This is a genomic window from Streptomyces sp. ML-6 (assembly GCF_030116705.1).
Lineage (GTDB): Bacteria > Actinomycetota > Actinomycetes > Streptomycetales > Streptomycetaceae > Streptomyces.
On sequence record NZ_JAOTIK010000001.1, the window covers coordinates 6,745,556 to 6,757,426 of the forward strand.

The following is an 11,871-nucleotide window of genomic DNA, read 5'->3' on the forward strand; positions in this document are numbered from 1 at the left end:
GGCGCACCCCTGGACCACCCGCCGCGCCCCGCTGCCTGCGCCGCATCCGCCGTGCCTCGCCGCCTGTGCCGTGCCCCGGTCCGGTCCGCCGTGTCCGCCCGCCCTGCTCGCTCGTCGTGCCCGCCCGCCGGGTCCGCCCGCCGGGTCCGCCCCGACCCCGCCCGTTCCGTCAGCCGGCGGTCTCCGCCGGGCCCTCGTGACGGACGACGAGCACGGCGGCATCGTCCTCGTGACCGGTCAGGTCCGCCACCCGGATCACCCGTGCGGCCAGCTCGTCGGGGTCGGCCCCGTCCGCGGCACCGACCAGCTCCGCCACCGCGGCGAGCCCCTCGTCGATCGGGCAGGACGGCCCCTCCACGACCCCGTCGGTCAGCAGGACCAGGTACCCGGGCTCCGTCAGCCCCCGCCGGGTCACCGGGTACGGCTGGTCGCGCAGTATCCCCAACGGCATCCCGCCCGCGTCCAGGCAGATGCCGCGGTCGCCCGAGTCGGTGCCCCACACGAGCGGCACGTGCCCGGCCCTGGCCACGAAGAACTCTCCCCGCTCCGGGGCCACACGCAGCAGACAGCAGGTCGTGAACAGTTCGCAGTCCAGCGAGATCAGCAGCTCGTTGGCGAGCGCCAGCACCTCGCCCGGGTCGGTCGTCATACCGGCGAGCGCCCTGAGACCGGCCCGGGCCTCGCCCATGAAGGCGGCGGCCTCCACGCCGTGCCCCTGCACGTCGCCGATGACGATTCCCGTCGTTCCGTCCCGCATCGGGAACGCGTCGTAGAAGTCGCCGCCGATGGCCAGCCCGTCCTGCGAGGGCGTGTAACGGACGCCGATCCGCAGCCCCGGGAACTCGGGCAGCCCGGCCGGGAGCAGATGCCGTTGCAGCGCCATGCCCAGTTCCGCCCTGATCCGGTGGAGCTCGATGTTCTCCAGGGCCCGGTCGACCAGGTTCCCGAGGGTGAGCAGGAGGTCCTGGGGGTCGTCCGGTGCGCTGCGGTGTCGGTGCATGGCATCCCCGGGCAGTCCGATCCGTCCCTTTTTGAAACCTTAGCTCCCCGCCGTCACCCGCAGGAGGGTTCGTGGCCGGGGCACGGAGCAGGGCAACGGCGGGGGCGGACACCCGCCGGTGGCCGGTACGGGAACGGCACCGGCCGGGGCGCTCCTCCGGCCGGGACCGGTGCTACTGGATGAACCGGGGGAGCCACCTGGCCCGGTACTCGGGATGGCCGGCGTGCTCCGCTGCCAGCTGACGCACGGCGAACCCCAGCCCCACCGCCCGGCCGGACCGGAAATCGTGCTCGGGGCGGTCGGTGTCCAGGTCGGCCACCTCGGCGTACTCGTTGAGGAGCACCCGGCTGGTCTCGATGCGGCGCAGCGTGCGCGCCGGGTCCTGGAAGGCGATGTGCTGGTCGAAACCGAGATTCCGCACGCTGAACGCGATGCCCCCGGACCGGTCGTGCACCTCGCCGGGCACGTCGGCCGGGCAGCGCCAGCTGTCGCCGCCCGCCCCCTGCGCGATCCGTTCTTCCTCGGCGAGCCGCGCCCGGACGAAAGCGATCATCTCGGCGTTGTCTGTCATCGGGTTCCGAATCCTTCATCGTCATGGCCTGATCCGGGGACGGCGCACACGGCCGGCACCGCCGTTCGCCCGGCTGTTCACCGCTCCGGACGGTCGGGTGCCCGGGAGGAGGACGGGCCGGTCCCGGCGGGAGGACACACGACGGCGCCGGCCCGTCCCGAGGACGAGCCGGCGCGGACAGCCGTGGAAGAAGCCCCCGTTCCCATGGGCCCAACATACTGTGCCGGTGCCCCCGGCCGGTCCCGGCGAATCGCCGCGGAGGCAGACGAATCCGGCACGCCGCACCGGTCGGCCCCGCCTCCGCGGCATGCGAAAGGGCCCGGGTGCTGGGGGAGCACCCGGGCCCTCTCGTGCCGTTCGTTCCGTCGTGTGCCGCTCTACGGGAGCTGCGCCGCCCGCGCCTCGCGCCGGTTGCCGCGGAAGGTGTTCACCCGCCGGGCCGTCGCGAAGAGCGGGATGACCGCTCCCAGGACCACCTGGAGCGCGCAGCCGGTCTGGAGGAGCAGCTGACCGCCGGGGGCATCGAACGCCCAGGCGGCGAGCAGCCCCATCGCGGCCACGATCCAGCTGAGCATCGCCACCGCGAGGATGCCCCGCGGCTTCGGGTACTCGACCCGGCTGACCATCAGCCACGCCACCCCGACGATCGCGAGGAGCGTCGGCACGAAGGGCAGCTCCAGGAGCACGATCGAGACGACCGTGAGCGCTCCGAAGGGGCTCGGCATGCCCTGGAACATGCCGTCCTTCATGGTCACGCAGGAGAATCTGGCGAGTCTGAGCACCACCGCCAGCAACACCACGACCGCCGCCAGCGCGGACACCCGCTGGTGCGCGTCGTCCGCGACCATGCCGTAGACGAGGACGAAGTACGCCGGGGCGAGCCCGAAGCTGATCAGGTCCGAGAGGTTGTCCAGCTCGGCCCCCATCGGCGAGGAGCGCAGCTTGCGGGCCACGAGCCCGTCGAAGAGGTCGAAGACCGCCGCGAGGAGCATCAGGATGACGGCGGTGGCCGCGGAGTGCCGCGCCATGCCGCTCTCGTCGCTGCCCGTGAGGTGCGGAATGAGGATTCCGGTGGTGGTGAAGTACACCGCCATGAACCCGCAGGTGGCGTTGCCGAGCGTGAGGGTGTCCGCTATCGACAGCCGCAGAGAGAGCGGCATGTCCTCGCCGGCGTCCTCCTCGGACTCCGCCTCCGGCACCCAGCCGGCCTGTGTGTCGGGATCAATCACGGTCAATTCGAGTCACCCCCGCGGTGGTGGCCTGGCCGACCTCGACCGCGACATCGACACCCTCCGGAAGGTAGATGTCGACCCGCGAGCCGAAGCGGATCAGGCCGATGCGCTCGCCCTGCTCCACCTTCGTGCCCTGCGGGATGTACGGGACGATGCGCCGGGCGACCGCGCCGGCGATCTGCACCATCTCGATGTCGCCGAGCTCGGTGTCGAAGTGCCAGACAACGCGCTCGTTGTTCTCGCTCTCCTTGTTGAACGCCGGAACGAACCCGCCGGGGACGTGCTCGACCGAGGTCACCCTGCCGGCCAGCGGCGCCCGGTTGACGTGGACGTTCAGCGGGCTCATGAAGATCGCGACGCGGGTGCGTCCGTCCTTCCACGGCATGATGCTCTGCACCACTCCGTCGGCCGGTGAGATCACCCGGCCCCGGGTGATCTCGCGCTCGGGGTCGCGGAAGAACCACAGCATGCCCGCCGCGAGCGCGGTGGTGGGCACGGCCACCGCGGCCCAGCGCCCGGACTTGCGGGCCCGGGCGAGGCTGAGTGCCGCGGTGGCGACGGTCGGGAGGAGCCACGGCGAAGCTCCGCGTGCAAGGCGGACCCCGCCGCGTGGTGCAGAGGTTTGGCTGTCGGGCATGGATGACCTTCGTAGCGGATGATGCCGCGCTGGCAACGGGGGACGGCGGCTTTTCCGGCGATGTTATCGGTTGCGAGCCGCAACTGGGCAAGCCAGCAGCCGAGTCGGACGACTGGAAGGCACTGACCGAGGATGACAGGATGTGATCTTCTTCGCGGCTAAATTACCTCGAAAGGGACAATCACCCCTGGAACCGGTACTCCTCGAGGAGTCGGCGCCCGATGATCATTTTCTGGATCTCGGCGGTACCTTCGCCGATGAGCAGCATCGGGGCCTCCCGGTAGAGGCGCTCGATCTCGTACTCCTTTGAGAAGCCGTAGCCGCCGTGGATACGGAAGGCGTCCTCGACGACTTCCTTGCAGTATTCGGAGGCGAGGTACTTCGCCATCCCTGCCTCCAGGTCGTTTCGTTCCCCGGAGTCCTTTTTGCGGGCTGCGTTCACCATCATTGCATGGGCGGCCTCGACCTTGGTGGCCATTTCGGCCAGCTTGAACTGGATCGCCTGGTGCTGGGCAATCGGCTTTCCGAAGGTCTGGCGCTGTTGCGCGTAGGAAACGCCGAGTTCGAACGCACGCTGCGCGACGCCGCAGCCACGTGCCGCCACATTCACCCGGCCGACCTCTACGCCGTCCATCATTTGGTAAAACCCTCGACCGGTGGTGCCGCCCAGTACCCGATTGGCCGGAATGCGCAGCCCGTCCATGATGAGTTCGGTCGTATCGACGCCCTTGTATCCCATTTTGTCGATCTTGCCGGGAATGGTGAGGCCGGGGCGGACCTCGCCGAATCCGGGTTCCTTCTCCACCAGGAACGTCGTCATCGACTTGTGCGGGGCCGTGCCCTCGGGGTGTCCTTCGTCACTCCGGCACAGGACGGCGACGAGCGAGGACGTGCCACCGTTCGTCAGCCACATCTTCTGGCCGTTCAGGACGTACTCCTTGCCGTCCCGGACCCCCTTGGAGGTGATCGCCGAGACGTCCGAGCCCAGCGCCGGCTCGGACATCGAGAACGCGCCCCGGACCTCGCCCAGCGCCATCCGCGGCAGGAAGGTGTCCTTCTGCTCCTGGGTGCCGTGCTGCTTGAGCATGTACGCCACGATGAAGTGCGTGTTGATGATTCCCGAGACGCTCATCCAGCCGCGGGCGATCTCCTCCACGCACAGCGCGTATGTGAGAAGCGACTCACCCAGGCCGCCGTACTCCTCGGGGATCATCAGCCCGAACAGGCCGAGTTCCTTGAGTCCCTCCACGATCTCGGTGGGGTACTCGTCACGGTGCTCCAGCTGGGTCGCGACCGGAATGATCTCCTTGTCGACGAAATCCCGGACCGTGGAGAGGATTTCCCGCTGGACGTCGTCGAGGCCGGCGGTCTGGGCGAGTCGCGTCATGGCTACTTCTCCACGTTCTTCTGCGAAGGCTGGTTCAACTCGGGACGGCCGGGCTGCTCCCCGCCGCGCTCCTTGATGTACGTCTCGGTGGGGACCATCACCTTGCGGCGGAACACGCAGACGAGCGTGCCGTCCTGCTTGTAGCCCCTGGTTTCCACGTGGACGATTCCGCGGTCGCTCTTCGACCTCGACGGCGTCTTGTCGAGAACGGTCGTCTCGCCGTAGATCGTGTCGCCGTGGAAGGTCGGCGCGACGTGCTTCAGCGACTCGATCTCCAGATTGGCGATGGCCTTTCCGGAGACGTCCGGGACGGACATGCCGAGCAGCAGCGAGTAGATGTAGTTGCCGACGACGACGTTCTTTCCGAAGTCGGTCGTCCGTTCCGCGTAGTTGCTGTCCATGTGCAACGGGTGATGATTCATGGTCAGCAGACAGAAGAGGTGGTCGTCGTACTCCGTGACCGTCTTCCCGGGCCAGTGCTTGTAGATCGCACCGACCTCGAACTCCTCGTACGTGCGTCCGAACTGCATGATCAGGCCTCCGGGGCTTCGAACTTGGAGGTGCGCTGCATGCCGGCGGCACGGCCCTTGCCTGCGATGACGAGGGCCATCTTGCGGCTGGCCTCGTCGATCATCTCGTCGCCGAGCATCGCCGAGCCCTTCTTGCCGCCCTTCTCCGAAGTGCACCACTCGTACGCGTCGAGGATCAGCTCGGCGTGGTCGTAGTCCTCCTGCGAGGGCGAGAACACCTCGTTGGCCGCCTCGACCTGACCGGGGTGCAGCACCCACTTGCCGTCGAAGCCCAGCGCCGCCGCCCGGCCCGCGACCTCGCGGTACGCGTCCACGTCGCGGATCTGGAGGAAGGGGCCGTCGATCGCCTGGAGGTCGTGCGTACGGGCCGCCATCAGGATGCGCATCAGGATGTAGTGGTAGGCGTCCGCCGGGTAGCCGGGCGGCTGCTGGCCGACGACCAGGGTCTTCATGTTGATCGACGCCATGAAGTCGGCCGGGCCGAAGATCAGCGTCTCCAGGCGGGGCGAGGCGGCGGCGATGTCGTCGATGTTCACCAGGCCCTTGGCGTTCTCGATCTGCGCCTCGATGCCGATCCGGCCGACCTCGAGGCCCATCGTCTTCTCGATCTGGGTCAGCAGCAGGTCGAGGGCGACGACCTGCTGGGCGTCCTGGACCTTGGGCAGCATGATGCAGTCGAGGTTCTGGCCCGCGCCCTCGACGACCGTGATGACGTCGCGGTAGGTCCAGTGGGTGGTCCAGTCGTTGACCCGCACGACCCGGGTCTTGCCCGTCCAGTCCCCGTTGTTCAGCGCATCGACGATGGTGTGCCGCGCGCCCTCCTTGGCGAGCGGCGCGCAGGCGTCCTCCAGGTCGAGGAAGACCTGGTCGGCGGGGAGCCCCTGGGCCTTCTCCAGGAACCGCGGGTTCGAGCCGGGCACGGCCAGGCACGAGCGGCGCGGACGCAGCCGGGAGGTGCCGTCCCGCAGGGACGTCGCCTGGGAGTGGGGGGAGACGGGCGGGGGGGTGACGGCAGTCATGCGGGGACCTCCAGAGGGTCGAGCTTGTTCGCTTTCCGGATCTCGTCGACGATACGGCCGATGATCTCCGTGATACCGAAATCCTTCGGGGTGAACACGGCGGCGACACCGGCCCCGACGAGGGCCGCGGCATCGGCGGGCGGAATGATCCCGCCCGCGATCACCGGGATGTCGGCGGCGCCCGCCTCGCGCAGCCGGGTGAGCACGTCCGGCACGAGTTCGGCGTGCGAGCCGGACAGGATCGACAGGCCGACGCAGTGCACGTCCTCGGCGAGCGCGGCCGAGACGATCTGTTCGGGAGTCAGCCGGATCCCCTGGTAGACGACTTCGAAGCCGGCGTCGCGGGCCCGTACGGCGATCTGCTCGGCGCCGTTGGAGTGCCCGTCCAGGCCCGGCTTGCCGACCAGCAGCCGCAGCCGTCCGGCACCCAGGTCGGCCGCGGTCCTGGCGACCTTCTCGCGGACCAGGGCGAGCGGCGTGCCGGCCTCGGCGGTCACCGCCACCGGGGCGGACGAGACGCCCGTCGGGGCCCGGAACTCGCCGAAGACGTCGCGCAGCGCCCAGGACCACTCGCCGGTGGTGACGCCCGCGCGGGCGCACTCCAGGGTCGCCTCCATCAGGTTCCCGGTGCCCGCCGCGGCCTTCTTCAGGGCGGCCAGGGCGTCACCGGCGCGGGCCTCGTCCCGGTTGTCGCGCCACTGGTGCAGGGCCGCCACGACCCCGGCCTCGTTGGCGGGGTCGACCGTCATGATCGCCCCGTCGAGGTCGGCGGTGAGCGGATTCGGCTCGGTCGTGTCGTGGATGTTGACGCCGACGATCTTCTCCTCGCCGCCCTCGATCCGGGCCCGGCGGGCGGCGTGCGAGGAGACCAGCTCGGACTTCAGATAGCCGGACTCGACGGCTGCCATGGCGCCGCCCATCTCCTGGATCCGGTCGATCTCGGCGAGCGCCTCGGCGACCAGCTCGTCGACCTTGGCCTCGATGACGTGCGACCCGGCGAAGATGTCCTCGTACTCCAGCAGGTCGCTCTCGTGCGCGAGCACCTGCTGGATGCGCAGCGACCACTGCTGGTCCCAGGGCCGGGGGAGCCCCAGCGCCTCGTTCCAGGCGGGCAGCTGGACGGCGCGGGCGCGGGCGTCCTTGGAGAGCGTGACGGCCAGCATCTCCAGGACGATGCGCTGGACGTTGTTCTCCGGCTGCGCCTCGGTCAGACCGAGCGAGTTGACCTGGACGCCGTAGCGGAAACGGCGCTGCTTGGGGTCGGCGATGCCGTACCGGTCGCTGGTGATCCGGTCCCAGATGCGGCCGAAGGCCCGCATCTTGCACATCTCCTCGATGAACCGGACGCCCGCGTTCACGAAGAAGGAGATCCGTGCGACCACGTCGCCGAACTTCTCCTCGGGCACCTGGCCGGAGTCGCGCACGGCGTCCAGGACCGCGATGGCCGTCGACATGGCGTACGCGATCTCCTGGACCGGGGTGGCGCCCGCCTCCTGCAGGTGGTAGCTGCAGATGTTGATCGGGTTCCACTTCGGGATGTGCCGGACCGTGTACGTGATCATGTCGGTGGTCAGCCGCAGGGAGGGGCCCGGCGGGAAGACGTGCGTCCCGCGCGAGAGGTACTCCTTGACGATGTCGTTCTGCGTCGTCCCCTGGAGCCGGGCGATGTCGGCGCCCTGCTCCTCCGCGACCACCTGGTAGAGCGCCAGCAGCCACATCGCGGTGGCGTTGATCGTCATCGAGGTGTTCATCTGCTCCAGCGGGATGTCCTGGAACAGCCGGCGCATGTCACCGAGGTGCGACACCGGCACGCCGACCCGGCCGACCTCGCCGCGGGCGAGGACGTGGTCGGGGTCGTAGCCGGTCTGGGTCGGCAGGTCGAAGGCGACCGACAGGCCGGTCTGGCCCTTGGCGAGGTTGCGCCGGTAGAGCTCGTTGGACGCCTCGGCGGTCGAGTGACCGGCGTACGTCCGCATGAGCCACGGGCGGTCCTTCTGACGGCCGCTCATGTCAGGCGTTCCTGCCGTGCTCGTCGGTCCGCTCCGCCACCGCGTCACGGAACAGGTTGATGGCGTCGAGGTGCTTCTCGCGCATCTCCCGGTCCCGGACGCCGAGTCCCTCGCGGGGGGCCAGGGCCAGCACGCCGACCTTGCCCTGGTGGAGGTTGCGGTGGACGTCGTAGGCGGCCTGGCCGGTCTCCTCCAGGGAGTAGACCTTGGAGAGGGTGGGGTGGATCTTTCCCTTGGCGACCAGGCGGTTGGCCTCCCAGGCCTCGCGGTAGTTGGCGAAGTGCGAGCCGACGATCCTCTTCAGCGACATCCACAGGTAGCGGTTGTCGTACTCGTGGTGGTAGCCGGAGGTGGAGGCGCAGGTGACGATGGTGCCGCCCTTGCGGGTGACGTAGACGGAGGCGCCGAAGGTCTCGCGGCCGGGGTGCTCGAAGACGATGTCCACGTCCTCGCCGCCGGTCAGCTCGCGGATGCGCTTGCCGAAGCGCTTCCACTCGCGCGGGTCCTGGGTGTGCTCGTCCTTCCAGAACTTGTAGTCCTCGGCGCTGCGGTCGATGATCGCCCCGGCGCCCATCCGCCGGCAGATCTCCGCCTTCTGCGGCGAGGAGACCACGCAGACCGGGTTGGCGCCGCCGGCCAGGGCGAACTGGGTCGCGTACGAGCCGAGTCCGCCGCTGGCGCCCCAGATCAGCACGTTGTCGCCCTGCTTCATGCCGGCCCCGTTGCGCGAGACGAGCTGGCGGTAGGCGGTCGAGTTCACCAGGCCCGGGGCCGCCGCCTCCTCCCAGCTCAGGTGCCGCGGCTTGGGCATCAGCTGGTTCGACTTCACCAGCGCGAGCTCGGCCAGGCCGCCGAAGTTGGTCTCGAAGCCCCAGATGCGCTGCTCGGGGTCCAGCATCGTGTCGTTGTGGCCGTCGGAGGACTCCAGCTCCACCGACAGGCAGTGCGCGACGACCTCGTCCCCGGGGCTCCAGGCGTTGACGCCGGACCCGGTGCGCAGGACGACGCCCGCCAGGTCGGAGCCGATGACGTGGTACGGCAGGTCGTGGCGCCGGGCCAGGTCGCTGAGCTTCCCGTACCGCTCCAGGAAGCCGAAGGTCGGCATCGGCTCGAAGATCGAGGTCCACACGGTGTTGTAGTTCACCGAGCTCGCCATGACGGCGACCAGGGCCTCGCCGGGCCCGAGCTCCGGCACCGGGACCTCGTCGATGTGCAAGGACTTGCGGGGGTCCTTGTCGCGGGTGGCGAGTCCGTGGAACATCTCGGTCTCGTCCTTGTGCACGGTCACCGCGCGGTACGACTCGGGGACGGGCAGGGCCGCGAAGTCCGCGGTGGTGACCGCGGCGGAGCCGCTTCCCGATTCCGTCTGCGACTGGATCGCGTCCAGGATTTCCTTCACGGTGTGCCTCCGGCGGATGGGGGCGCTCGGGAACGCGTGAGCAGTCCCTGCGAGCAAGGGCGAGCAGTGTGGTGTGGAGGTGGTGCCGTCGGTTCGGCTGTCAAAGCTTCGGCGTGCTCTGTGGAGCGGAAGGGTTCGCCTGTGACGCAGGCGTCCGGGCGCGCAGGCACATCGCTTGCGGGGACAGCCGACGTGCGTGAGATCCCAGCACGCCGGCCGCCCGGACACCTTCAACGTATGGCACTCCGTGACACCTGGCAAGGCACTGCGTGCCAACAATTTCTCTCACTTGTCACCCGCTGGGCACCGATGAGCGTCGTGCGGGGTGTTTCGCCGAGGTATGCCCCGTAAAGGACCTCGAATGATCGATCAGCGCGACCGGTACACGTAGGGCGTCGTGGTGCTCAGGGCCACGAATCCGAGCCGCCGGAGAATCGGGGCACTCATCCCGGAGGCGTCGACCTGGAGGTGCTCGTACCCCCGCTCCGCCGCGATCCGGGCCCGGAGGGCCACCAGGGCCCGGTAGACGCCCCGCCCGCGCCATTCCCCGACCGTGCCACCGCCCCAGAGCCCCGCGAAGCCCGTCCCCGGATACAGCTCCATCCGGGCCGAGCTCACCGCTTCGCCGCCCGCCATGGCGAGCACCCCGACGAAGTGCTCCGGATCCCGTTCGAGCCGGCTCAGCACCTGGTGGCGCAGGTGCGGCAGCTCCTGCCCGAAGGCCCGCTCATGGGTGCGGACCAGCAGCTCCGCGTCGTCCGCGTCACGCACGGTGCGCAACCGGACGCCCTCGGGCGGCTCCACCGCCGTCGACAGCTCCGCCACCGGGGCGACCAGCAGGGTCTCCGGCTCCTCCGCCTCGAAGCCGGCCGCCAGGAGGCGCCGGCCCAGATCGGCCGGCCGGTCGTGCGCGTACAGCTTCCACTCGAACTCGTCCCGGCCGAGCGCCGCGTAGCGTGCCACCTGGGCCGCGATCACCTCGTCCGTCCGGGCGGGGTCCAGGCCCGGGGACGACCAGACGATCCCGTTCCAGTCCTCGGCGCCGCCGATCTGTCGCACGACGTCGCCGGTGCGCTCCACCTCCACGCCGGGGCCGTCGGGGCGGGCGTGCTCGCGCATCTCCCGGTCGAACAGGGCCAGCAGTGTCCCGCGCTCATGAGTCATCCGCCCACCCCAGCACCGGCAGGGGGGCGCGGCAACGGGGTTTCGGCGCGGTGACGACGGACGGGGCGTGCCTCGGAACCGGGCGCGCCCCGTCCGCAGGACCTCAGCGCTCCCGGAGCGCCTGCTGGATGGTGCGCATCACTTCGTCCAGCGGTGCGTCGGTGCGGGCCACCGCGACCAGCACCTCGTCGTGGGACGTCACCGAGGCGGCCGGCTGCTTCGCCGGTTCGGTGCCGGCGATCCGGCCCGCGCCGATGCCGGTGCCGAAGGTGTCGCGGACGATCGCGAAGGCGTGGTCGAGCTGGGCCTCCACGTCGCCCTCGCCGCCCGCCCGCAGCCAGCGGCGCAGCACGTGGTTGTGGGCGGTGACCACGGCGGACGCCGCGACCTCCGCCAGCAACGGGTCGTCGTTGCCGACCTGGTGGTCGCGCTCGTCGAAATGGCCCAGCAGATAACGCGTGAAGAGCCGCTCGTAGCGGGCCACCGAGGCGATCTCGGCCTCGCGCAGGGTGGGGACCTCGCGGGTCAGCTTGTAGCGGGCCACGGAGACCGCGGGCTTCGCCGCGTACATCTTCATGACTTCCTTGATGCCGCGGCAGACGGTGTCGAGGGGGTGCTCGTGCGGCGGTGCGGCGTTGAGGACGGCCTCGGCCCTGACGAGGGTGTCGTCGTGGTCCGGGAAGATCGCCTCTTCCTTGGAGCGGAAGTGCCGGAAGAAGGTGCGCCGGGCGACCCCCGCGGCGCCCGCGATCTCGTCGACCGTCGTCGCCTCGTAGCCCTTCGTGGCGAAGAGTTCCATGGCCGCAGCGGCCAATTCACGCCGCATTTTGAGCCGTTGGGCGGCGGCGCGGGTGCCTGCGGCACTTTCCTGGGCGTCGGGCGCGGCGGAGGCACGGGGGGACCTGGCGGGCTGGGACATGGTG

12 protein-coding genes are annotated in these 11,871 nt (G+C 70.0%); 1 reads left to right on the forward strand and 11 read right to left on the reverse strand.

The window, feature by feature from the left end:
• Positions 1-169 precede the first annotated feature (169 nt).
• From OCT49_RS29700 to OCT49_RS29715, 4 genes are all read right to left on the reverse strand, one after another.
• Positions 170-1,000: a PP2C family protein-serine/threonine phosphatase gene (locus tag OCT49_RS29700; protein WP_283854875.1), complete on the reverse strand. Its 831-nt coding sequence runs from the start codon at positions 998-1,000 to the stop codon at positions 170-172.
• A 172-nt stretch (positions 1,001-1,172) separates the two neighbouring features.
• Positions 1,173-1,571, reverse strand: a complete 399-nt coding sequence (locus OCT49_RS29705; RefSeq protein ID WP_283854876.1) for a DUF6221 family protein — start codon at positions 1,569-1,571, stop codon at positions 1,173-1,175.
• 377 nt (positions 1,572-1,948) lie between these two features.
• Entirely contained in the window at positions 1,949-2,806 is an 858-nt protein-coding gene (gene pssA, locus OCT49_RS29710; protein WP_262375968.1) for a CDP-diacylglycerol--serine O-phosphatidyltransferase, read from the reverse strand.
• The gene (locus OCT49_RS29715; protein ID WP_283854877.1) at positions 2,793-3,440 is read right to left on the reverse strand and encodes a phosphatidylserine decarboxylase; all 648 of its coding nucleotides are present in this window, start codon (positions 3,438-3,440) and stop codon (positions 2,793-2,795) included. The genes pssA and OCT49_RS29715 overlap by 14 nt, the downstream gene beginning before the upstream one ends.
• 2 nt (positions 3,441-3,442) lie before the next feature.
• On the opposite strand from OCT49_RS29715, the gene OCT49_RS29720 reads away from it, so the two are divergent.
• Positions 3,443-3,586, forward strand: coding sequence for a hypothetical protein (locus OCT49_RS29720; protein WP_283854878.1), 144 nt, complete (start codon positions 3,443-3,445; stop codon positions 3,584-3,586).
• 35 nt (positions 3,587-3,621) lie between these two features.
• Here OCT49_RS29720 and OCT49_RS29725 read toward each other — a convergent pair whose 3' ends face one another.
• The 7 genes from OCT49_RS29725 to OCT49_RS29755 all read right to left on the reverse strand — a co-directional run bounded on the left by OCT49_RS29725 (position 3,622) and on the right by OCT49_RS29755 (position 11,867).
• On the reverse strand, positions 3,622-4,827 hold the full coding sequence (locus OCT49_RS29725; RefSeq protein ID WP_283854879.1) for an acyl-CoA dehydrogenase family protein: 1,206 nt from the start codon (positions 4,825-4,827) through the stop codon (positions 3,622-3,624).
• Between the two features lie 2 nt (positions 4,828-4,829).
• A complete protein-coding gene (locus tag OCT49_RS29730; RefSeq protein WP_283854880.1) occupies positions 4,830-5,357 on the reverse strand; it encodes a MaoC family dehydratase in 528 nt (175 codons plus the stop codon).
• A 2-nt stretch (positions 5,358-5,359) separates the two neighbouring features.
• Entirely contained in the window at positions 5,360-6,376 is a 1,017-nt protein-coding gene (locus OCT49_RS29735; RefSeq protein ID WP_283854881.1) for an HpcH/HpaI aldolase/citrate lyase family protein, read from the reverse strand.
• A complete protein-coding gene (locus OCT49_RS29740) occupies positions 6,373-8,385 on the reverse strand; it encodes an ethylmalonyl-CoA mutase (protein WP_283854882.1) in 2,013 nt (670 codons plus the stop codon). Before OCT49_RS29740 ends, OCT49_RS29735 begins: the two co-directional genes overlap by 4 nt.
• Before the next feature lies 1 nt (position 8,386).
• Positions 8,387-9,784: a crotonyl-CoA carboxylase/reductase gene (gene ccrA / locus OCT49_RS29745; RefSeq protein WP_283854883.1), complete on the reverse strand. Its 1,398-nt coding sequence runs from the start codon at positions 9,782-9,784 to the stop codon at positions 8,387-8,389.
• Between the two features lie 369 nt (positions 9,785-10,153).
• Positions 10,154-10,948: a GNAT family N-acetyltransferase gene (locus OCT49_RS29750; protein WP_283854884.1), complete on the reverse strand. Its 795-nt coding sequence runs from the start codon at positions 10,946-10,948 to the stop codon at positions 10,154-10,156.
• Between the two features lie 103 nt (positions 10,949-11,051).
• Complete coding sequence (locus OCT49_RS29755) at positions 11,052-11,867, reverse strand: TetR family transcriptional regulator (protein WP_283854885.1); 816 nt, start codon at positions 11,865-11,867, stop codon at positions 11,052-11,054.
• Between the last annotated feature and the right edge of the window lie 4 nt (positions 11,868-11,871).

What these genes read in the sequence shown, in the direction of transcription:
- OCT49_RS29725 (WP_283854879.1), bottom strand. Translation starts at nt 4,827, where the DNA reads ATGACGCGACTCGCCCAGACCGCCGGCCTCGACGACGTCCAGCGGGAA.
- OCT49_RS29755 (WP_283854885.1), bottom strand. Translation starts at nt 11,867, where the DNA reads ATGTCCCAGCCCGCCAGGTCCCCCCGTGCCTCCGCCGCGCCCGACGCC.
- OCT49_RS29705 (WP_283854876.1), bottom strand. Translation starts at nt 1,571, where the DNA reads ATGACAGACAACGCCGAGATGATCGCTTTCGTCCGGGCGCGGCTCGCC.
- OCT49_RS29750 (WP_283854884.1), bottom strand. Translation starts at nt 10,948, where the DNA reads ATGACTCATGAGCGCGGGACACTGCTGGCCCTGTTCGACCGGGAGATG.
- OCT49_RS29715 (WP_283854877.1), bottom strand. Translation starts at nt 3,440, where the DNA reads ATGCCCGACAGCCAAACCTCTGCACCACGCGGCGGGGTCCGCCTTGCA.
- OCT49_RS29720 (WP_283854878.1), top strand. Translation starts at nt 3,443, where the DNA reads ATGACCTTCGTAGCGGATGATGCCGCGCTGGCAACGGGGGACGGCGGC.
- OCT49_RS29740 (WP_283854882.1), bottom strand. Translation starts at nt 8,385, where the DNA reads ATGAGCGGCCGTCAGAAGGACCGCCCGTGGCTCATGCGGACGTACGCC.
- OCT49_RS29735 (WP_283854881.1), bottom strand. Translation starts at nt 6,376, where the DNA reads ATGACTGCCGTCACCCCCCCGCCCGTCTCCCCCCACTCCCAGGCGACG.
- OCT49_RS29730 (WP_283854880.1), bottom strand. Translation starts at nt 5,357, where the DNA reads ATGCAGTTCGGACGCACGTACGAGGAGTTCGAGGTCGGTGCGATCTAC.
- OCT49_RS29700 (WP_283854875.1), bottom strand. Translation starts at nt 1,000, where the DNA reads ATGCACCGACACCGCAGCGCACCGGACGACCCCCAGGACCTCCTGCTC.